This window comes from Desulfuromonadaceae bacterium, assembly GCA_019429445.1.
Lineage (GTDB): Bacteria > Desulfobacterota > Desulfuromonadia > Desulfuromonadales > JAHYIW01 > JAHYIW01.
On record JAHYIW010000017.1, the window covers coordinates 49,583 to 71,094 of the forward strand.

General features: G+C 56.2%; 22 protein-coding genes. 21 read left to right on the forward strand and 1 reads right to left on the reverse strand.

Annotation, left to right across the window (positions count from 1 at the left end; all coding sequences use genetic code 11):
* The first annotated feature begins 2 nt into the window (after positions 1-2).
* The 11 genes from K0A93_08490 to K0A93_08540 all read left to right on the forward strand — a co-directional run bounded on the left by K0A93_08490 (position 3) and on the right by K0A93_08540 (position 10,647).
* Entirely contained in the window at positions 3-578 is a 576-nt protein-coding gene (locus tag K0A93_08490) for a PilN domain-containing protein (GenBank protein MBW6512130.1), read from the forward strand.
* Positions 575-1,138 carry a type 4a pilus biogenesis protein PilO gene (gene pilO / locus K0A93_08495; GenBank protein ID MBW6512131.1) on the forward strand — a complete coding sequence of 188 codons (564 nt, stop codon included), beginning with the start codon at positions 575-577 and terminating at the stop codon, positions 1,136-1,138. The genes K0A93_08490 and pilO overlap by 4 nt, the downstream gene beginning before the upstream one ends.
* The gene (locus tag K0A93_08500) at positions 1,135-1,971 is read left to right on the forward strand and encodes a hypothetical protein (GenBank protein MBW6512132.1); all 837 of its coding nucleotides are present in this window, start codon (positions 1,135-1,137) and stop codon (positions 1,969-1,971) included. Before pilO ends, K0A93_08500 begins: the two co-directional genes overlap by 4 nt.
* Positions 1,964-4,444: a hypothetical protein gene (locus K0A93_08505; GenBank protein ID MBW6512133.1), complete on the forward strand. Its 2,481-nt coding sequence runs from the start codon at positions 1,964-1,966 to the stop codon at positions 4,442-4,444. Before K0A93_08500 ends, K0A93_08505 begins: the two co-directional genes overlap by 8 nt.
* On the forward strand, positions 4,428-4,934 hold the full coding sequence (locus K0A93_08510; GenBank protein ID MBW6512134.1) for a type II secretion system GspH family protein: 507 nt from the start codon (positions 4,428-4,430) through the stop codon (positions 4,932-4,934). Before K0A93_08505 ends, K0A93_08510 begins: the two co-directional genes overlap by 17 nt.
* A complete protein-coding gene (locus K0A93_08515) occupies positions 4,928-5,356 on the forward strand; it encodes a type II secretion system GspH family protein (protein ID MBW6512135.1) in 429 nt (142 codons plus the stop codon). Before K0A93_08510 ends, K0A93_08515 begins: the two co-directional genes overlap by 7 nt.
* Before the next feature lie 3 nt (positions 5,357-5,359).
* Positions 5,360-6,031, forward strand: a complete 672-nt coding sequence (gene ftsE / locus K0A93_08520; GenBank protein MBW6512136.1) for a cell division ATP-binding protein FtsE — start codon at positions 5,360-5,362, stop codon at positions 6,029-6,031.
* The gene (locus tag K0A93_08525; protein MBW6512137.1) at positions 6,028-6,924 is read left to right on the forward strand and encodes an ABC transporter permease; all 897 of its coding nucleotides are present in this window, start codon (positions 6,028-6,030) and stop codon (positions 6,922-6,924) included. The genes ftsE and K0A93_08525 overlap by 4 nt, the downstream gene beginning before the upstream one ends.
* Positions 6,921-8,069, forward strand: coding sequence for a peptidoglycan DD-metalloendopeptidase family protein (locus K0A93_08530; GenBank protein MBW6512138.1), 1,149 nt, complete (start codon positions 6,921-6,923; stop codon positions 8,067-8,069). Before K0A93_08525 ends, K0A93_08530 begins: the two co-directional genes overlap by 4 nt.
* A 21-nt stretch (positions 8,070-8,090) precedes the next feature.
* On the forward strand, positions 8,091-9,380 hold the full coding sequence (locus K0A93_08535) for a S41 family peptidase (GenBank protein MBW6512139.1): 1,290 nt from the start codon (positions 8,091-8,093) through the stop codon (positions 9,378-9,380).
* Between the two features lie 79 nt (positions 9,381-9,459).
* Entirely contained in the window at positions 9,460-10,647 is a 1,188-nt protein-coding gene (locus K0A93_08540; protein MBW6512140.1) for a divergent polysaccharide deacetylase family protein, read from the forward strand.
* 3 nt (positions 10,648-10,650) lie between these two features.
* On the opposite strand, the gene K0A93_08545 is transcribed toward K0A93_08540, so the two are convergent.
* Positions 10,651-12,003 carry a ParA family protein gene (locus tag K0A93_08545; protein ID MBW6512141.1) on the reverse strand — a complete coding sequence of 451 codons (1,353 nt, stop codon included), beginning with the start codon at positions 12,001-12,003 and terminating at the stop codon, positions 10,651-10,653.
* Positions 12,004-12,098: 95 nt separating this feature from the next.
* Here K0A93_08545 and xseA point away from each other — a divergent pair, with 95 nt between their 5' ends.
* The 10 genes from xseA to K0A93_08595 all read left to right on the forward strand — a co-directional run.
* Positions 12,099-13,301, forward strand: coding sequence for an exodeoxyribonuclease VII large subunit (xseA, locus tag K0A93_08550; GenBank protein MBW6512142.1), 1,203 nt, complete (start codon positions 12,099-12,101; stop codon positions 13,299-13,301).
* On the forward strand, positions 13,298-14,152 hold the full coding sequence (locus K0A93_08555) for a M23 family metallopeptidase (GenBank protein ID MBW6512143.1): 855 nt from the start codon (positions 13,298-13,300) through the stop codon (positions 14,150-14,152). The genes xseA and K0A93_08555 overlap by 4 nt, the downstream gene beginning before the upstream one ends.
* Positions 14,153-14,199: 47 nt before the next feature.
* A complete protein-coding gene (xseB, locus tag K0A93_08560; protein MBW6512144.1) occupies positions 14,200-14,427 on the forward strand; it encodes an exodeoxyribonuclease VII small subunit in 228 nt (75 codons plus the stop codon).
* Positions 14,423-15,316 carry a polyprenyl synthetase family protein gene (locus tag K0A93_08565; protein ID MBW6512145.1) on the forward strand — a complete coding sequence of 298 codons (894 nt, stop codon included), beginning with the start codon at positions 14,423-14,425 and terminating at the stop codon, positions 15,314-15,316. The genes xseB and K0A93_08565 overlap by 5 nt, the downstream gene beginning before the upstream one ends.
* Positions 15,317-15,330: 14 nt before the next feature.
* Complete coding sequence (gene dxs, locus K0A93_08570; GenBank protein MBW6512146.1) at positions 15,331-17,241, forward strand: 1-deoxy-D-xylulose-5-phosphate synthase; 1,911 nt, start codon at positions 15,331-15,333, stop codon at positions 17,239-17,241.
* Between the two features lie 99 nt (positions 17,242-17,340).
* Positions 17,341-18,141: an SDR family NAD(P)-dependent oxidoreductase gene (locus K0A93_08575; GenBank protein ID MBW6512147.1), complete on the forward strand. Its 801-nt coding sequence runs from the start codon at positions 17,341-17,343 to the stop codon at positions 18,139-18,141.
* Between the two features lie 364 nt (positions 18,142-18,505).
* Positions 18,506-19,780: a trypsin-like peptidase domain-containing protein gene (locus tag K0A93_08580; protein MBW6512148.1), complete on the forward strand. Its 1,275-nt coding sequence runs from the start codon at positions 18,506-18,508 to the stop codon at positions 19,778-19,780.
* 113 nt (positions 19,781-19,893) lie between these two features.
* Positions 19,894-20,841, forward strand: coding sequence for a transposase (locus tag K0A93_08585; GenBank protein ID MBW6512149.1), 948 nt, complete (start codon positions 19,894-19,896; stop codon positions 20,839-20,841).
* A gap of 3 nt (positions 20,842-20,844) precedes the next feature.
* A complete protein-coding gene (locus K0A93_08590; protein MBW6512150.1) occupies positions 20,845-21,105 on the forward strand; it encodes a hypothetical protein in 261 nt (86 codons plus the stop codon).
* Between the two features lie 103 nt (positions 21,106-21,208).
* A partial coding sequence (locus K0A93_08595; GenBank protein ID MBW6512151.1) for an IS481 family transposase occupies positions 21,209-21,512 on the forward strand: 304 nt, incomplete at its 3' end.

Consider the following 21,512-nt stretch of genomic DNA (forward strand, 5'->3'; position numbering starts at 1 on the left):
CCATGAAGCTTGCTATTAATCTGGCCACTAAATCTTACCCGAACCGGCGGGCACTGACTGCCGGGGGGACGCTGTTGCTGGTTCTTCTGGGGGTTTTTCTGGTCAACAACCTGATCGGGCTGGCGGCTGAAAATAATCGCACCAGGCAACTGGTTGAGCGTTTTTCTGCGTTGGAAGAATCGCCGGGGCAGACAGCGGAACAGGCCCCGGTCGTGCCGCAGGTCAGCTATTCGGCAGAGGCACTTGTGCAGCAACGGCAGCGGATCGTTTTGGCAAACCGATTACTGGAAGAAGATGCCTTTCGGTGGACGGCCCTGCTTGACCGGTTGGAAGCGATTTTGCCTGAAGGAGTCAGCCTCAGTTCGATTACACCACACCTTAAGGACGGGGTTATCAATATCAGTGGCAGGTCCCGGGATGTTTCGACCCTTCAGCTTCTCCTCGACCGTTTGCTGGGCAGTGAATTCTTCTTTGATGTGCGTTTAGCGAGTCAGTCACGGGTTAAGGGGGGTAAGGGGCAAAGTGAAGCGACGCAAGTCCAGTTTACTCTCAGTATGATTTGGAAAGAAATTTTATGATTGTGGCGGCGAGTTTTCAGTTGCTGTGGCGCACCCAGAAACCGCTGATAATAATGCTGTTGATCGCGGCACCATTGTTGGTCGGCATCCTCGGCTATCGTCATCTAGTAGCGATCCCCCGCCTGGCAACGCTCGAAAAAAACTATTTACAACGCCAGGCGGAGGTTCGTCTGGAACAGGCCGGGCGGGCCAGAAATCAGGGCCCGGCTGCCGAGTTTCAACGCAATCTGGAGGATTTTCGTCTCTTTGACGAAATACTTCCCCAGGAGCAGGAGTTTTCTGAACTGATCGGTGAGCTGGACACCCTTGCCGCCGCGACTGGACTTAACCTCGCCTCGATCAACTATCAGACTGAAATCATCGAGGAAAGCGGGATTCTTGCCTATTCGCTGCAATTTTCATTGCAAGGTTCTTATGCCCAGGTGAAACGTTTTCTGTATTCACTGGAAATGTCGCGACGCTTGATAACCATCGACAGCCTGGGCTTGAGTGGCGGTGCTGACGGCGACGGTGCTTTGCGCTTGAAGTTAACCACCTACTTCAAGGCGGAGGAATCATGACCCGTTCCCAGCGGCTGATGGTTATTGCCGTCATTATTTTTATGCTGTCACTGGTGTATGCCTGGCTGGAGACCCCACGTCTTGAAAAAGCACCACCGGTGCCTGACAAGAAAGTCGTCCGTGCTGAAAATAAATCGTCAGCAGAGGTCGCGCGTCTCTACGAAGGACGCCTGCGGGTTGATTTGCTGACACATGAAACGGGCAAATATTCCGGAATCAAACGCGATCTTTTCACCGGCAAGGTTGCTGCCAGTGCTCCGCCCCCGCCGCCCCCCCCGCCACCTGAGCCGGAGGTTGTCGCCACGCCCGCACCTGAACCGGTGGCGGATGAAATATCCGCCGCGCCGGTGGCCGAGGTCGTGCGGACGCAGTTGGCACAATTTACCTTTCTCGGTTATCTTAAAAAAAAGTTTCAGCAATCGGTATTTCTGACCGCCGCCGGTGAAATTTTTATCGTCAAGCAGGGAGACCGTTTCGGCGATCAGTCACGCTTTGAAGTGCAAACCATCACTGTCGACAAAATGATAATTTCGGATCACATCAGCGGGAGTTTCATCAGTGTTTCATTGGTTGAGCAAGCGCCGCTGGTGCCGGATGAGATACCTTCCGCAACGACACTGCCGGGTGCAGCAAGGTATCACCCCGCCGCTGTTTCACCGCCAGTTTCGCAGCCTGCCGTGGTGCCGTACCCGCATCCGACCGTGATTGAGCCAGCGCCGGACAGCACGTCCCCGGTCGATGCGGAAGAGGTGCCGGTTGACGCAGAGGTCCCGGCGCATACCGACGTGCCGCCAGTATTGATCAACTTTCCCAAAGGGATTTCGCATGACTAACAGAACATTTACCTGGCTTCTCATTGTGCTGATTTTGTCGATGACAACCGGCTGTGCCGGGAAACGTGCCTTCAGTCGCGGTGAAGATGCATTGCTGCACCACGACTACGCCGCTGCCGTCGATGAATTCACCACCGCCGTCGAAGAAGATCCGGGCAAGCATGAATACCGTATCTCCCTGCTTACCGCTCGCGCCGAGGCGGCGCAACACCACCTGAAGCAGGCGCGGGGGTTGACCGACGAAGAACAATATGCCGAAGCTGCAGGCGAGCTGGAACGGGCGCTAAGCTATGACCCCGGACTCGATGTCGCTGGTTATGAACTGAACAAGATTCGTAAGCGGCTGGAGATGAAAAACCGCCTGGATGAGGCGCGGGCTTTTTATCGAGAGCGGCGTTTGCCGCAGGCGCAACGAGTCATCGACGAGATTCTCAAGGTTAACCCTGACCAGGCCGACGCGCTGGCCCTGAACGATCAAATCCGCAGCGAGGGGCGCACGCTGATTGACGGGGTCGAGCTGGAGGTTGCTTCCGATGAGCCGATCACACTCAAATTCAAGGATGCCGACCTGAAGGATGTGTTCAATATTCTGTCGCAATTGTCGGGGATCAACTTTATTTTTGACGGCGAGATCCGTTCGGAGAAAATCTCTATTCTGCTTGAAAACGGCACCTTCGGCCAGGCGCTGGAACTGCTGCTGAACATGAACAAACTCGACAAGAAAATTCTCAATTCAAAATCGATTATTATCTACCCGCTCTCCAAGGAAAAAGCCAAGCAATATGAAGATCAGGTGATCCAGACCTTCTATCTGTCGAATATCGACGCCAAAAAAGCGGTCAACCTGCTGCGGACGATGCTGCAATTGCGTAAAGTTTATGTGCATGAAGAACTCAACGCACTGGTAATACGCGATACTCCGGAAGTGATCAAACTGGCCAAACAGTTACTGGAGGCGGCGGATCGCCAGGATGCCGAGGTCATATTCGATCTGGAGCTGGTCGAAATCAGTCATGGGGACGGGTTGAAAATCGGTCCGAAGCTGAGTGACTACTCACTTCAGGTCGGGATCAACAGTAGCAGAGCGCTGACCACAACGACGGGCGGCACAGGTCCCGTCACGACCAACGCGATTGGTCCCGTTGTGCTGGAATCGCTGCGTGATTTAAGAGGGATCGATTTTCTTTACGGCCTGCCCAGTGCATCGTTTGATTTGGCAAAAACCAAAACTGACAGCGAAATCCTCGCCAATCCCCAAATTCGGGTCAGAAACAAGGAAAAGGCCAAGGTTCACGTTGGTACGCGTGAACCGGTGATCACCGTCACGACCTCCGGGGATAATGTTACAGAAAATATTCAGTATGTCGATGTCGGGGTCAAGCTGGATGTTGAACCGACCGTGCAGCTTGATAATACCGTCATTACCAAGATAACCCTTGAAGTGAGTAGTGTCTCTGACCGGACCCAAACCAACAATGGCTCGATAGCCTTGACGATCACCACGACCAATGCGCAGACCGCCTTGACATTAAAAGATGGCGAACAGACGATCATTGGCGGCTTGATCCGCGACAACAACAACCAGAGCAAGTCGACGATCCCTTTCCTTGGCGACATTCCTTTGTTGGGGGATCTGTTCACCGGATATTCACGCGACAAGAACAAACGCGAAATTCTTCTTTCGATTACACCACACATTGTCCGAAAGTTAAACATTCCCGATGCCGATGTTGCCAGCATCTGGTCGGGGGGCGAGGATCAACTCAAGGCCGGTGCGCGTTTTTCTTCTTTTGCCAAAGAGCTGACGGCAGCAGTCAACGAGCCGCCGCAAATTCCGGTCCCTGCACAAGCGGCTGACGCCGGGGGGCAACGTGCGCTAGAGCCTATCGCTGCGCCGGAAGATCACACCTCGACCGAACAAATTTCCACCCTGCCCGGCATGGACGCAATGACGGCTATGCAGCAACTGCCGGGCGGCATGCCGCACACTGCCATGCCCGACATTGCCCCGCCGGTGGAAGTGGTCAACGTCCCGCCACTTGATATTCCGCCGCTTCCCGCCGGGGGGCGACTGGCGTGGAACGGGGCAACACTGGTCAAACAGGGGGATACGTTCACGGTTGACGCGGTCCTTTCCGGGGTCGGGCAGTTATTCAGTGCACCGCTCTTTGTCGACTATGATCCAGAAATGCTTGAGTTTGTGCGTCTTGACGAAGGTGATTTTTTGAAGCAGGCGGGTGCCACGACCATTTTTACCAGCAGTCCTGATCGCAGCGCCGGGCGCATCATTGTCGGTGCGAAACAGGGTGCCGGAGGCAGCGGTGCTTCCGGTGATGGAGTGCTGTTTCGGGCGACATTCCGGGCGTTGACCCAGGGGCTCACCACCTTGAATTTTGATCGGATCAATTTTCGTGATCCCGGTGGCACACGACTGACGACAGAAGTGGCACCGCTGAATATCGAGGTGCGTTGATTTGAGTCCCGGTCGGACCCTGAAAAATTGTCGCGGCTTGACCCTGATCGAAATGCTGATAACAATGGTGATTCTTGCCGTGCTGGCGGCGGCAGTCATGCCGTTGGCCGAGATGAGCGTGCGGCGTTCCAAGGAAATTGAGCTGCGCCGTGGGCTACGTCAGGTGCGCACCGCGATTGACGCATACAAAGAGGATTTTGACCGCGCCGTCAAAGAGAAAAAAATTATCAGCGCTATCAACGAAACCGGTTATCCGCGCGAACTGGAAGCTCTGCTCACCGGCGAATCGTGGGGCGGGATGTATGAGTACAAGCGCAAATATCTGCGCCGCATCCCGGTCGATCCCTTTGATGAGTATGAGCAGGGGTGGGGACTGCGCGCCTATAGCGATGAACCGGACAGCCGGGTTTATGGCGGCGGTGACATTTACGATATTTACTCACAAAGCGACGGAGTCGCCCTCGACGGGACGTATTACAATACATGGTGAGAACTTTCCTGCAAAAAATAGGTCGATTGCGCATTGTCAGCCAACGCGGATTCACCCTGATTGAACTGGCGGTGGTGATGACGATCGTCGGCACGCTGACCAGTCTGGCGATCCCCAGTTATCAGCGCAGTTTGATCAAGGCGCGTGAAACGGTGCTGATGGAGGATCTGTTTCAGTTGCGTACGTCTATCGATGCGTATTTCGCGGACAATGCCAAATATCCCGACAGCCTTGACGATCTGGTAGCAAAGCGTTATCTGCGGCAGTTGCCCAAAGACCCGTTTACCAACTCAGCTGACACTTGGGAGGAGGTTCCTCCCGAGCCGATGGAGGACGGGACTGTTGTTCCCGGCGGGGTCTTTGATGTTCACAGTGGGAGCGACCTGATGGGACTGGACGGTACGCCCTACCGCGAGTGGTGAGCGATGGTCCGGCTTTACAATGTGTGCAAATCGTATCCCGGCAACAGCGCGGTTCTTGACGATATCTCTTTCACGGTCGCCACAGGCGAATTCACCTACCTGACCGGGCCTTCCGGAGCCGGGAAATCAACCCTGTTGCAACTTGTTTATGCCGCACAGCCGGTGCAACGCGGCCAGATTCTCGTCAATGGTCAAAATGTGACGCGGATGACGGAGCGACGTCTTTCGCTGTTGCGGCGATCTCTCGGCATTGTCTTTCAGGACTTCCGGTTGCTGCCGTTTCGAACTGTTTTTGAAAATGTCGGCTTGCCGCTCGAAGTTCAGGGGGTGGGGCGACGCGAGATTGCAGCGCGGGTGAACGAGCAGTTGCGCTTTGTTGGTTTGCAGGACAAATTGCAACGGCGCCCGCCGGAGCTGTCCGGTGGTGAACAGCAACGGGTGGCGATCGCGCGGGCGCTGGTCGTCGATCCTGTCCTGGTGCTGGCCGACGAGCCGACCGGCAACCTTGATGCCGCGACCAGTCGCGATATTCTCAAGCTTTTTACACACATCAACGAACAGGGGGTGACAATCCTGATGGCCTCGCACGATCGGCTGCTGATGCGGCGTTACGCCCGCCGTGAGATTGCCTTGGCCGATGGTCGGGTGATCCCCCCGGACACTCATCTGTTATGATCAGGACCGTTAGCTATCCGTTTGTGCGTGGGTGGCGCAATCTGCGGCAGACCCCGGTATTAAGTCTTGCGACGATTTTAAGCATCGCCGTTGCCCTCGGGATCGTTGCCCTGTTTGCTGTGCTGCTCATCAATGGACAGCAGGTCGCCGAACGCTGGCGGCAAGATGTGCGCATGGTCGCCTACCTTCAACAAGTGCCGGATGCGGCTGAGCTTGACTTGTGGCGCACGGAGATGCTCCGTTTGCCGGGGGTTGCCGCAGTTGATTATACCTCCCCGGCGCAAGCCATGAACGATTTTCGCGCGCGTTTGAGTCGGCGGGCCGATCTGCTCGATGGTTTGCCGGAAGATTTTCTTCCCGCCTCATTAGTTCTCAAAGTTGCTGCTGATTTTAAAAACACCGATGAGATCGATGCGCTGGCCGGGCGGTTGCGCAATGATCCGCGGGTCGCCGATTTGCGCTATGGTCGCCAGTGGCTGGAGCGGGTTCGTGCGCTGACCGCAGTGATCAAGCTGGTGGGTGGTACGCTGGGCATTTTTTTGCTTTGCGCTGCGGTATTGATCGTTGCCAACACCATCCGGCTGACGCTCTACAGCCGTCGTGACGAACTGGAAATCATGGCGTTGGTCGGTGCGTCTCCCTACTACCTGAAAACGCCCTATCTGGTTGAGGGGATGATCCAGGGCGGGTGTGGAGGGGTCCTGGCGCTGGCGTCCGTCGCCCTTCTTTTCCAGACCGTGCTGGCGGCAAATCTGAGCGTTTTGCATAGCTTGCTGGGGATCGGTGAGGTGTTGTTCCTTCCCTGGCAATGGCAGGTGATGGTGATCGTCAGCGGGGTGATTCTCGGCCTGCTGGGAAGTTCCTTCGCGCTGCGGCGGTTGCTGCGGAAATGATTTCAACATCGACGCGTATCCTGCTCGGGACCGTAGTGCTGCTTTGTTTTGTTATCGCCCTGCCTAAGGTGAAGGCTGACGAACTGCAAGACACCCGGCGTCGTTTGGCTGCAATCGCCGAGCAACTTCAGCAGGCGGAAGCGGCGCTGCGTGACAATCAGGGGGATGTTCAGCACATATTTGCCGTACTGGAAAAATTGCAGACCGAGCAGGATCGCATCGGCCAAAAAATCAATGCGCTCAAACGGCTGACAGCGCAACTCACCAGTGAAATTGCGACTGTGAACAGTGCGATCAAAAAAATGAAAAAACAGCAGCATGCCCACCGCGAACTGTTGCAGAAGCGGCTGATCGTGATGTACAAGGAAGGGAACAGCGGGGTCTTGCCAATTCTGTTCGGTACTGAAGCGGCCGATTCCGTGGCGGAAGATTTATTTTTCTTGCGCCGGATTGCCGCCAGCGATCAGCAACTGCTCAACGAAACCCGGACACGGCAGCAACGGCTGGAAAGAGAAATCGCGCAGCTGAAATCACTCGAAGCGGAGCAGCAACGGACCCGTACACGGTTGCTTGATGAACAGCGCGAATTGCGCCATGCCGAAAAGATACAACAGGAAACTTTACTTCGGCTGGAGAGCAAGGGGGTGAATTTGCGGCAGACGGCGTTGCAACTGCGGCAGCAGGCGGAGCAGTTGCGGGCGCTGGTCAAAAAGCTTGAATCGTCCCGCCGTGCTACGTATACTCCGGGCACCGGGAAGTTTGCGCGGCAACGCGGTCGCCTCAAGTCGCCGGTCTTTGCCCCGATCAAGTACGGATACGGAATGCGCACCCTCCCCGGAGATGGCGTTCTGACCAACAGTAATGGATTGGAGTTTGCGGTGTCCGCCGGGCAGCCGGTGCATGCTGTCTGGTCCGGCCAGGTGGTCTTTGCCGACACTTTTCGCGGTTTTGGAAAGTTGTTGATCATCGATCACGGCGATAGCTACTATTCACTCTATGCCCACGCCGAGCAATTGTTCAAAACGGCTGGAGAGGCTGTCGTTGTCGGGGAGCGAATTGCCCGGAGCACGGAGCGCTGCTATTTCGAAATTCGTCATCAGGGCGCGCCGATCGATCCGCAGCCATGGTTGCAGGCGCAACGCTGAGCATCAATAAAAGGATTCGTCATGCTGATACGTGGTTACAAATTATCGATTGTTATTCTAATGCTCATCGCATTTGTCGTGGGTGCTCACGCCGAGGATGAACGCTACCGGGAACTGGAACTGCTCACCGATGTGCTCACCCTGATCGAACATAATTACGTTGACGAAGTCAAGGCCGGGGATCTGCTGCGCGGGGCTGTCAACGGGATGCTTGCCACCCTTGATCCCCACTCCAGCTTTCTTCCGCCTGAGATGTACCGCGAAATGAAGATCGATACCAAGGGTGAATTTGGCGGACTTGGCATCGAAATTTCGTTGCGTGACGACATCCTGACGATCATCGCTCCACTGGAAGATACCCCGGCGGATCGTGCCGGACTGGAGGCCGGGGATCAGATTCTCAAGATAGAGGACACTGTGACCAAAGGTTTGGGGCTGGACGAGGCGGTCAACCTGATGCGGGGCGCCCCCGGCACCGACGTCACGATCACGATCATGCGTGCGGGGTTTACCGTACCGCGTGAATTCAAGCTGACCAGAGAAATTATCAAGTTAAAAAGTGTTAAAGGAAAAACCCTGGCAGATGGTTTCGGTTACGTGCGGCTGGCCCAGTTTCAGGAACGCAGCAGTGTCGAGCTGGCTGCGATACTGGAACAGTTGCGGTTGGAAAATGCCGGTGAAATCAAAGGGTTGATTCTCGATTTGCGCAACAATCCGGGCGGGCTTCTGGATCAGGCGATCGCCGTTTCAGACCTGTTTCTTGAGCGGGGGTTGATCGTTTACACCGAAGGTCGTGACGCAAGCAGCAGGATGCAGTTTACTGCGCGTCAGCAAGGGACGGAGCCGAACTATCCGCTGGTGCTGCTGATCAATGGCGGCAGCGCCAGTGCGGCGGAAATTGTTGCCGGGGCGTTGCAGGATCACCACCGGGCGGTGATCCTGGGGACGCGCAGTTTCGGTAAAGGCTCGGTGCAGACGATCATGCCGCTGGGGGATCAGGCGGCCCTGCGCTTGACCACGGCGCGCTACTATACGCCGAGCGGAACATCGATTCAGGCGCGGGGAATCACCCCTGATATCGAGGTTATGACCGTCGAGGTAAAAGAGGTGCAAGACCCGGAATTCATCCACGAGCGCGACCTGCGGCAACATATAGAAGCCCCCGCCAATGGTGTGGACAAAAATGCCCAGGTACCGTCTTCGCCGACGTTTCAGCCCGCCGAAGCTGAAAGGAAAGACTATCAATTGATGCGCGCCCTCGATCTGCTCAAAGGGTGGCGCATCATGAATCGGCTGCAGCCCGCTGCATGACTTTTTCCATCAACGAGCGTTTCATTCATTTTGAATAACGACCATTCTGGCGGCGAAGAGCTCTCCGTTTAGCAGTATCATGGCGACCAAAAAACCAGCGACCACTCATAAAAAAAAGCCGTCAAAGAAAAAACCTCCGGTTAAGAAACAGCCTTCGGTTACCGCCGGAGGTCGTTTCGTCAGCGGAATGATTTTGATCGGGATTGTTCTGCTGGCCGGTCTGGTGTTGTGGGTGCGGCAGCCTGTGCAGGATTATGACGAGCGCCCAGCTCCGCGCACCATCGAGGATGTGATCCCCGCGCCGGTCGCGCCGGAAAACTCTCCCGCCGAGCTTCAGGTCGCGCTGGAACTGATCCTCTGGGATCTCGGGATTGACCTGCGCAGTCCACGTATTAGCGATCGGCAGGGGATAAAAACCTTTACCCTGGAGGCACCTTTCCCCGACCAGGAACAACTTCGGGCATTGTCTGTCGCGGTGAAACACCTGGCGGAGACATTCCGGGTGGCCAGCGACAAGGTTAAGCGGCGGATTGATCTCTATGATGGCGACGCACTGCGTTATGCCCTCGAATTTTCTGCGTCGACGTCCACCGCGAAAGTGCGTCCACGGATTGCGCTGATTGTCGATGATCTGGGACGCGATGTGCGGATTGTCCGGCGACTGCTGGCGCTGGAGACCGACTTGAGCTTTTCGATCTTGCCGGGGGAAACTTATGCGCAACGGGTTGCTGAGCTGGCCCATGGGCAAAATCGTGAGGTGTTGATTCATCTGCCGATGGAGCCGCACGGTTATCCGGAAAAAAATCCGGGAGCAGATGCGCTGATGGTTGGCATGACCGCTGAAGGACTGCGCACCCGGATGGATAAATTTGTCGCTCAGGTGCCATATGCGGTCGGCGGGAACAATCATATGGGGTCGCGTTTCACCGAAGATCGCGAGGGGATGCGGACGGTGGTCGATTATCTGCGTGACAAGAACATTTTTTTTATTGACAGCCTGACTTCACATAATTCACTGGCGATGGAAACCGCGCGCGGCGCCCGGGTGCCGACTGCGGTGCGCGATGTCTTCCTTGACAATGTGCCGGAAGTTGATGCGATTGTGCGTGAATTGCGCAAACTGGTCGAGGTGGCAAAGCGGCGCGGGCGCGCAATCGGGATTTGCCACCCCTATCCGGAGACACTGGCGGCACTGGAACAGGAAATCCCACTGCTGCAAAGCAGCGATCTGCAATTCGTCCCGGTTTCCGCTCTGTTGTTACGCTGATAGTCAGAGCAGCTGGGCTTCGATCCGCCTGAACAGTTCTCGTCGCGCCAGTTCCGCTTCCGGATAGAGGGCCTCCTCCGGCAGGTCAGTGTCGCAATGGCTGATGTAGATGAACCCGTCAGCGACCCGTTCCAGATTGCCACCGAAGCAGTGGCGTAACCACTGCTGGACCGCTGCGTCCTCTGTGGTGCGCTGCGACAGTAACCGTCCGGCGGGGTCGAAACGGTAACAGGCCATCTCCTGTTGAGGGTAGTTGCGGCTGCGCTGAGTGCGTTGCAGGACAAAATGATCATGCCGGGTCGTTTCGTGGAAAAGCTCCCGGAGCGCATCACCGGGATTGCTGGTCGGATAAAAAGTTTGACTCAACAGAGTGGCCAGGCAATCATCATGGGCATAGCCGCTGATTTGCTCGTGATGCGCCACCCAGAAGTAGCCGACCGCCGCGATTGCTCCGTCGTCGACGATCTTCTCTGAGCAGAGCGGGCAGATCGGCACCAGGTCGCCGATGCGCTGTTGCAGGGCATGGTCACGGCGCAGATGCTGCTCTTCCTCGGCCAACCGCAGTTGACCGATGCGCCGCTCGGGAGTGTCCTTGATGTCGGCAATAATCTGGCGGGCAAGATGAGCAAACTGCAGATGCACATCGGTGTTGCGGGCGTGATGAATGACCGGAAAAATACGCCCCTCGGGGTTGGTGTTGAGTGACTCGACTTTGGAACTTTTGGAAATATGCCCGTCGTAACAGCGATAACCGCGATTGATGGCATAACCGCGCAGCAGTTGCAGGGCGTTTTTGAACGGCCCCTCAAAATGGATGCGCGCGTCGACCAGACACGGAAGGATCCGCACCGTCTTGCGCCCCCCGCCGTGAGTTGTGGCGAAATCGACGATATAGCGGCTGTTTTCCAGCGAAGCGGTATCCTTGACCGGAATAATGATGCGATCGGCAACATGCAGGGCGTTCTGGGTAAAAATATCGAGATCGGGGCGGGTGTCAATGATGATGATACCGCCACCACCGCGACTCTGCTGAAGCGTTCTCGCCAGCAGATCACCGGTAATCATGTCGCGCAAGGTGCTTAACTGCCGGTTGGAGGGAATAAACTCTACACCGTTCTGGCCGAGCTCGGTGAGCTCCTCGATCCGGCGACCGGTGAAGAGCTCTGCCACCGTACCATGTCCGCTGCCAGTCCCGATGCGGAACATTTTATCGACAGAGAAATGGTTGTCGAAGCTGAACAGCGTGACCGGCAGATCTTCCGCCAGCGCCTTGAGATAGATCGCCAGATTGGTGGCCAGGGTGGTTTTGCCGACGCCGCCTTTTTCACTGGCAACGGTAATAATATAAGGATCCATTGAGACCTCCGGGATGCTGGAAGTTTTATAGGCCTGTCTGCATAAAAAGTCAATAAATTCAGGATATTTAACTTATTTAACGCGATCGAAATCCGATGCTGAATGAAGCCCGACCACTGTTGACCGTTTCCCGCCTGAACGCACTGCTGCGCGATCTGGTCGAAGAGAATTTCATGAATGTGCGGGTAGCCGGAGAGTTGTCGAATTTTGTCAGCCCGGTTTCCGGCCACTGGTATTTCAGCCTCAAGGATGACAGTGCCCAGTTGCGTGGTGTGATGTTTCGCGGACAGAACAGCCAGCTGCGCTTCCGGCCGGAAAATGGCATGGAAGTGATTTGTGTGGGGCGCATATCGGTCTACCCGCAACGGGGTGAGTTGCAGTTGATTGTCGACGAACTCGAACCACGCGGCGTGGGGGGACTGCAACTGGCGTTTGAACAGTTGAAGCAAAAACTCGCCGTTGAGGGATTGTTTAGTGCCGGGCGCAAACGGCCCTTGCCGGTCTTTCCGGAAACCATCGGCGTGGTGACCTCGGCGACCGGTGCGGCGTTGCAGGATATTGTGCAGATTCTGCGGCGCCGCGGTTTCGGCGGTCGCGTGCTGTTGCGTTCGGTGCCGGTGCAAGGGGCGACAGCGGCGGGGGAAATTGTGGCGGCCCTTGCCGACCTTAACCGGCACGCGCAGGCCGATGTGCTGATCGTCGGGCGCGGCGGTGGTTCACTGGAAGATCTGTGGGCGTTTAACGAAGAATGTGTTGCCCGCGCGATTGCCGCCTCGAAGATTCCGGTGATCTCGGCGGTTGGTCACGAAATCGATTACACCATCGCCGATTTTGTCGCCGACCTGCGCGCGCCGACGCCGAGTGCCGCTGCGGAAATGGTCAGCAAAAGTCGCCTCGAACTTGAATCTCATCTGGACCAACTGACGATGCGTCTGAGTGCGTCGCTGGAGGGCAAGTTACAGCGTCAGCGCGAGCGTTTCAATGACCTGACGTCACGGTTGCGACAGCCGCAGAGCGCCTTGCGGCTGCGGGTGGAACAGCTGCGGATGTCAGTATTGCGCTTGCGGGAAGGGGCGCGACGACAAACCGCCGACGCCACCGCCGGTCTGCGCGAGGCGAGCGGGCGACTTGATCAGCTGTCGCCGCTGGCCACCCTGGCGCGCGGTTATGCGCTGGTGACCACCGCACAGGGGGGACGCGGGGTGCGCGATGCCTCCCGGTTACAGCCTGGCGACAGCGTCACCCTGCGCTTTGCTGCGGGGCGTGCGACGGCGACGATTGATGAGGTTGAATCATGAACCGACTGTTTGTCATTATCCTGCTCAGCCTCCTGGTGACTCCGGTGTGGGGCCAAGAGTTGACTATTGCGCCGCAACAGCCGGTTAACGGCGGCGTGGCCATGATTCGCTGGCAAGGGGCAAAACCGTCTTCGGCCGTTGCCCGTTTCGCCGACCGGGTGTTTTATCTGCAACCGGTTGAGGAGGGCGCAATCGGAGTTCTCGGGGTCGATGTCGGGTTGCTGGCGGGGGACTATCCACTCACTGTGGCGGTGGTCGATCGCCACGGCCAGACGACCTTTAACCGCCAGCGGATTACCGTGCGTGACGCCGGGCGACCGGAAGAACGTCTGACCGTTGATCCCGCACTGGTCAGTCCGCAAGACCCCGCTACGTTGCGGCGGATTGCCGCGGAACGGGCGGTGCTGGCTGAAATTTTTGCCGGTCAGCGCAGCGCTTCGCTGTGGCCGAAGCTGCAACTTCCGGTCGCTAATCCGGTCAGCAGTCAGTTTGGACTGCGGCGGGTTTTTAACGGCGAACCGAAATCAGCACATTCCGGGACCGATTTCCGCAGTCCGCGAGGTACGCCCGTGCATCCTGCCCTGGACGGCATTGTTGCGCTGACGGCGGAATATTTTTATACCGGCAATACGGTGGTTGTCGATCACGGTGAAGGGCTTTTCACCCTTTATGCGCACCTCGAATCGATTGCCGTTCAGGTCGGTTCCACCGTGACACCGGCAACCACCCTCGGCCGGGTGGGGAGTACCGGGAGGTCGACCGGGCCTCATTTGCACTGGACTGCCAGGTTGCACGGCGCGCTGGTCGATCCGCTTGAGTTACTGGCGCTCTGGAACCGGGAAAGACCTTGACTCCTGGCACTCTGAACGCGATAATCGAACCTCTACAGGAGATGACTTTGAGCAAGAAGACAAGTTTTGAAGCGGCATTGCAGCAACTCGATGCAGCGGTGACAAAACTCGAAAGCGGTGAGCTGACCCTCGACCAATCGCTGTCCTGTTTTGAAAAAGGGGTTGAAGCCGTGCGCCGTTGCCGGGAACAACTGCGCGGCGCCGAGCTGCGTTTTGAGGAATTGTCTGCTGAGCTGAGTAGCAGACCGAACGCCGAGTGCATCAATAATGATTGATTTGAAAACTTATCGTGCGGAAAGGATCGCGCTGGTCGATGCCGCGCTTGATCAGTTCTTGCCCACGGCGACACACTTCCCCGGCCAGCTGCATGAGGCGATGCGTTATTCGGTCTTTGCCGGTGGTAAACGCATCCGGCCAGTTCTGGCTCTGGCGGCCTGTGAAGCGGTGGGGGGGGAGATCAGTGTCGCTCTGCCGTTGGCCTGTGCCCTGGAGATGATCCATACCTATTCACTGATTCATGACGACCTGCCCGCGATGGATGACGACGATTTGCGTCGCGGGCGACCGACCAATCACAAGATATTCGGCGAGGCAACCGCGATCCTGGCCGGTGATGCTCTGCAAACCGAGGCCTTTGCTCTCCTTGCCGATGAGGAACGAAATGCCGGGCTGTCGGCGCAACAGCGGTGCGCCGTCATTGAGTTGATCGCCCGGAGCGCCGGAGCCTTCGGCATGGTTGCCGGACAGATAGCGGATATGGAGGCGGAAGGTCACCATCAGGTTGATCTGCCGTCCCTCGAATTTATTCATACCCATAAAACCGGCAAACTGATTGTTGCGGCGTTACAGGCCGGAGCGCTGGCCGGCGGCGCGACCGCTGCACAGCTGACGGCCCTGACCCGTTACGGCGAAGCCGCTGGTCTGGCTTTTCAGGTTGCCGATGATGTCCTCGACGTGATTGGCGACCAGGCAGAAATCGGCAAGGATGTCGGCAGTGATATCGCACGCGGCAAGGCCACCTACGTTGCCTTGCTTGGTTTGAGCGAGGCCCGGCGGCGGGCAGATGAGCTGTGTCAACTGGCCATCGCCGCATTGCAGTCATTCGGCACGGAAGCCGAGCCGTTGCGAAAAATCGCAACGTACATGGTCGATAGAACTTCCTGAATGGACACAAAATAATAATGGAATATCTACATACATTAACGAACCCCGCCCAACTGAAAGAACTCAAGGTTCCAGAACTCAAGATTCTGGCGCATGAAATACGGGACGAGATCATCACCACCGTCGCCATTAATGGCGGTCATCTGGCAAGTTCCCTCGGGGTGGTCGAGTTGACTATCGCCCTGCACCGGGTTTTCGATTCCCCCTACGACAAGATTATCTGGGATGTTGGTCATCAGGCCTATGCCCATAAATTGCTCACCGGGCGACGTGAGCGTTTCCACACCTTGCGGCAGTTGGGCGGAATCAGCGGTTTTCCGAAGCGGGCCGAAAGTGTGCACGATGTTTTTGGTGTCGGTCATTCCAGCACCTCGATCTCCGCCGCACTGGGGATGGCCGCCGCGCGCGATGCCCGCGGGGGGACGGAAAAGATCGTTGCCGTGATCGGCGATGGTTCACTGACCGCCGGTCTGGCGTTTGAGGCACTGAATCAGGCCGGGGATCTCGACAAGGATATTATCGTCATCCTCAACGATAACGAAATGTCGATTTCTCCCAATGTCGGCGCGATTTCTTCTTTTTTGAATCGCAAACTGACCTCCGATCTCTTTATTCGTTTGCGTCACGAAGCGGAGAGTTTTCTCACCAGTGTTCCCCGCTTCGGCAAGGACCTGCTCGGTGTCGCGCGTCGCGCCGAAGAAGCACTCAAGGGATTTCTTACGCCGGGGATGCTGTTTGAAGCGTTCGGCTTCGATTACGTCGGGCCGCTTAACGGACATAATCTCGATGAATTGCTGGAGACACTCGGCAACGTCTCCAAATTAAAAGGTCCGCGCCTGGTTCATGTCATCACCAAAAAAGGGAAGGGGTATGCCCCCGCCGAGAAAAATCCTCCGATCTTTCACGGTGTCGGCCCGTTTGACCGCGAGACGGGGGTGGTCAAAGAGACCAAGGGCGGGGCGCAAAGTTACACTGCGGTTTTCGGTGACACCCTGGTTAAACTGGCGGAGCACGATCAACGTATTGTCGCCATTACTGCCGCGATGCTCGAAGGGACCGGGCTGAAACCGTTTGCCGAACGGTTTCCGGAGCGTTTTTTCGATGTCGGGATTGCCGAACAGCACGCTGTGACATTCGCTGCCGGACTGGCGGCCAACGGGATGCGCCCGGTGGTGACCATTTACTCGACCTTTTTGCAGCGGGCGTACGACAACGTGTTGCATGACGTTTGTCTGCAAAAACTGCCGGTCACTTTTGCCATGGATCGCGGCGGGCTGGTCGGTGCTGACGGCCCGACCCATCACGGGGTTTTTGACCTTTCTTTCCTGCGGCACATGCCGAATATGGTCCTCGCCGTGCCACGCGACGAAGTAGCACTACGCAGGATCATGGCGACCGCGCTCGAAAGCGACGGACCTTTCGCCTACCGCTACCCGCGCGGCACCGTCCGCGGACTGGAGCTCCCGGCGGCGATTGAGCCGCTGCCGATCGGGCGTGGTGAAAAATTGCGCGACGGCGATGACGGGGTGATTTTCGCCGTCGGCTCGCTGGTCAGCGAGGCGTTGGCCGCTGCCGAACAACTGGCGACCGAGGGGATCCATTTTGCGGTGGTCGATCCCCGTTTTATCAAACCGCTCGACCGGGAATTGTTGCTGGCTGAAGGGCGACGCGTTGCAACCGTGGTGACCCTTGAGGAGAACGCCATTCAGGGTGGTTTCGGTTCAGCTGTACTGGAACTCTTCGCCGCGGCCGGTCTTACCCCGCACGTCCTGACGCTGGGGATTCCGGATACATTTGTCGAGCAAGGGACCCAGGCCGAGTTACGCGCGCTGTTGCAGATTGACGCTGCCGGGGTAGCAGCACGGATTCGGGCGTTTGCGGGACAAGCGGTCGGTGACGATATTGCTGTTCCGGCCCGAGGATGAGGTCGCGGAGGAGGGCGTAGATGCGCTGTCACGAGGTTGATTACACCATGAATTGATGGCGCGTTGCAGCGTCAGAAGCATGCGAAGGAGTTGAATCTTATGGCACAGACCGCTTTGATTACCGGCGCGACTTCAGGATTTGGCGCGGCCTGCGCCCGCCGCTTTGTCCGTGAGGGGTGGCAGGTGATCATCGTTGGCCGCCGGACCGAACGGCTGGAGCAGTTGCGGGATGAATTGGGGGAGGCGGTCACTGCGGCCATTCCCCTCGATGTGCGCGACCGCCAGGCGGTGACAGCGGCGCTGGCACGACTCGACAATGTCGATCTGCTCCTCAACAATGCCGGCCTGGCGCTGGGGCTGGAACCGGCCTGGGAGGTTGACCTGGACGATTGGGAGACAATGGTCGATACCAATATCAAGGGGGTTATGTACTGCACCCGCGCCATTCTGCCAAAAATGGTCGCGCGCAATCGCGGGCACATCATCACCATCGGCTCAACAGCAGGGAACTGGCCATACCCCGGCGGCAATGTTTACGGCGGCACCAAGGCCTTTGTCCAGCAGTTCTCCCGCAACCTGCGCGCCGATCTGCTCGGCACCAGGGTGCGCGTGACCAATATTGAACCGGGGATGGCCGAGAGCGAGTTTTCCAATGTTCGTTTCAAGGGCGATGCAGAACGGGCGAAGACGGTTTATGCCGGGACCGATCCGCTGCGCCCCGAAGATATCGCCGAGGTGGTCTTTTTTGCAGCGACCCTGCCGCCGCACGTCAATATCAACACCCTGGAACTGATGTCGATCAATCAAGCATGGGGGCATCTTGCTGTGCATCGCGAGAGCCATCCGGCCCCGTCATCAGGAGCTTCAGCTTCCGCTGACGACGATTCCCGCGCCGGGTGATATGCGAGCAACCGTGCATCAGGTCGGAAAACCTTCTTGCACCCCGGTTAAAATTATGTTCTATTAAGGCGGTCATTTGCTCAGGTTTTTTTACACGGGGTCGGTTGAAGAAAACGCCGTCAGGCAAGGGAATGGAGCGGGACAAATGTACACTTTTCATCATATATTTACAAACCGTCAAACCCAGGGCATGTGCCTGGATTTGACGGTTTTTTTTAACATGGTGGGGTGAGTTGCAAGTAAAGAAGAACCCTGTATTGTTGAGCTTAATCAAAAATTGGGTCTAATTGCCCGCAGCTTGCTGCGCGAGTTAGCAAAGGTCGTAGGCTGTTGATACCCCGTAGCTTGCTGCGGGTTCATTCATTTGACTGATAAACAAGGTGTTTCCAAAATGTTTTCACGCACACGCCCCCTCATGCTCTTGGTCATTGCCCTGCTACTCTGTTTTGGCGTTGCACAATCCGCCACGCTCACCGGACGCAACACCGTCGAAGTTGTTCAGGTTCTTTCGGGCGATACCTTTATCGTAAAACATCAGGGCGAAACCTTCGAACTCCATATTAAAGACATCATGTGCCCCAAAAAAGGGCAATCTTTTTTTCAAGAAGCGACGGACTTAACCACATCTCTGATTCTTGGAAAAACCGTTACAGTCGAGGCCAAATATGACCCGCGCAGCCGTCGGTTTTATACCGATGTCACCGCCGATAGCCGCAGCCTCCGCTACACCCTTCTGGGTAAGGGCCTTGCCTGGGCATACAACACCTCAGATGAGAACATCAAGCGCTATGAAAAAAGTGTACGGAAACAGAAAATTGCCATCTGGAGCCAAGGTCAACCTGTTGCTCCTTGGGACTTCACCCCGAAAAAATCTGAAGTCGTCGCGGTAAATAGCGACACCTCACCGACCACAAAATCAAAATGGCTCATCGCAAAGTCCTCCGACAACACCAGCGAAAGTATCGTTTTTACTGATAGTTACGGCTATTCCAACGGTAGTAAAAATGTTCGCGTGGTTGATGTCAAAAGTGATGCCACCAAAGCCAGAATCAAACAACAGGTTTTGCAGCGTCTGGCCAGCAGTCGCTACGACGACTTCCTCAATGCAGTCGTTCGGATTTTTGTCCGGAACAGTCAAGGTTCGGGGTTTTTCATCAACGGCAAGGGTTTTATCGTCACCAATTACCACGTGGTCAAGGGGTACCGAACTGTCGCCGTCTTGCAGCGCGGCCACGAAGAAGCTGTGCGAGGAACTGTCGTCAAAACCGTTCCGAGCAAAGATCTTGCACTGATCGAAATTGACTCTGGCAACGACAACTACCTTGACTTGAGTTCGCGGACACACTCCGTCGGCGAAAGTGTCATGGCCATTGGTGCACCAGAAGGGCTTGACTGGTCGATCACCAGGGGGATCATCAGCGCTGTACGTACCGACGATGGAAAATTTGGTCAATCTGTCGGCACAACTTTGATTCAAACCGATACAGCCATCAATCCTGGTAGCAGCGGCGGCCCGCTGGTCTCTCTTGAAGACGGTATAGTTGTTGGGGTCAACACATTTGGACTTAGAGCAACTGAGGGTCTCAACTTCGCCGTTGGTGCTGATGAAGTCTACGATGAGTTTAAAGATTTTCTTTAGCAGTTCGAAAAAGCCATAGGGTCAAAAAAGCCATAGGGTCAGGTCTCAACTCTTGACATATTTAACTTTTTTGATATGTTTGGCGAAGGTCATAACAATCAAATGAGGCTGCAATGGCACGGCCATTAAGGATCGAATATTCCGGTGCCCATTACCATGTCACGTCACGGGGCAACGAGCAGAAAGACGTATTCAAAAGCCAGAAGGACCGGGAGAAATTTCTCTCGTATCTGGAATCGGCAGTTGTGCGCTATGGAGCAATTATTCATGCCTACTGCCTGATGAGCAACCACTATCATCTGCTGCTGGAAACCCCTGCGGGAAACCTTTCCCAGATCATGAGACACATAAACGGCGCCTACACCAGCTATTTTAACGTCAAGCGAAAAAGGGCCGGCCACCTGTTCCAGGGGAGATACAAAGCGATCCTCGTCGAGGCCGATGAATATGCCGCTGAACTTTCCCGCTACATCCATCTGAATCCGGTCAGGGGCACAATGGTTGCCAGACCCGAGGAATACCGCTGGTCCAGCTATCGTTGCTACATCGGCCAAAACAGGGCACCCGAATGGCTGAAAACGGATTTCATCCTCGGTTATTTCGGCGGGGATAACGCAAAAGCGCACAAGAGGTATCGGGAGTTTGTCGAAGACCTTCTTGTCAGGGAATACGACAATCCGCTGAAAGAGGTGGTCGCCTCGACAGTGCTGGGGAGTCCGGAATTTGTTGCTGAAGTGTCGGAGCGGAATCTCGGAGGTCACCGGGATGTGAGGAATGTTCCAGCGCTAAAGCAACTGACGCAGCGACTGTCAATGGATGAAATCATTGCAACGGTCGCGACAGTTGATCTGCGGGACGAAAAGCTGTTGAGAAATCTCGGCATCTATTGTTGCCAGAAATACAGCGGCGCAAAACTCAAAGAGATCGGGGAACGCTTTGGGATAAGCGATGCGGCCATCTCTCAAGCCAGCCGGAGATTGACAATAAAAGCCGAAAAAGACCGTGAATTGAAGACATTGATTGAACGGCTGGAGGCAAGTTTTGAAAGTGTCAGAAGTTGAGACGTGACCCCTTTTTGTGTTTCTGACTCCCATTTTCGCCGCATCCACACATCCAGAGAGATCCTCCGTGATCATCTTGCCCAGCGACTGACTCAAGGGCGCTGGCCACGCTCCGCTCTGCCGCGCTCGCGCTTGCGGCACTGGTTGGCCAATCTGCGCCGACAGGTTCAGGCGCATCTGACCAACGGCTGGACATTGGGGCTGTTGGCGGGCTTCGATGTGTTGCTGTTACGCGGTCTGATTCCAGTGGCCCGGGTCAGTTAAACCGGGAAGGTCACCGCACAGAGACCACCCCAGTGAAGTCGGCCGGTGATCCGTCTTTTTTCTTGATTTAGGGTGCTTGCAAACCCTTATCAAGGAGGAAACGATGACTGAAGAACAGAAGCAAGCTGTGGCGGTCTTCCGTTACGGTGTGATTGCCGACTTTGTCGGCGCCACCCGACTGGATCGAGGAGAACGGGAGTCATTGCTCAGGGAGAAGTGCGCTCGCAAGTGGCAGATTCCGCATTCAGGGCGGACTCGGATTAGCCGTAGTACCATTATCCGCTGGATCCAGAGATACACGGGATACGGCCACCGTCTTGAATCGCTGTATCCACAGGACCGTACCGATTGCGGGAGCGTGCGGGCGATCGATGAAGAGACCGGCCTGGCACTGCAGGAACTGCGTC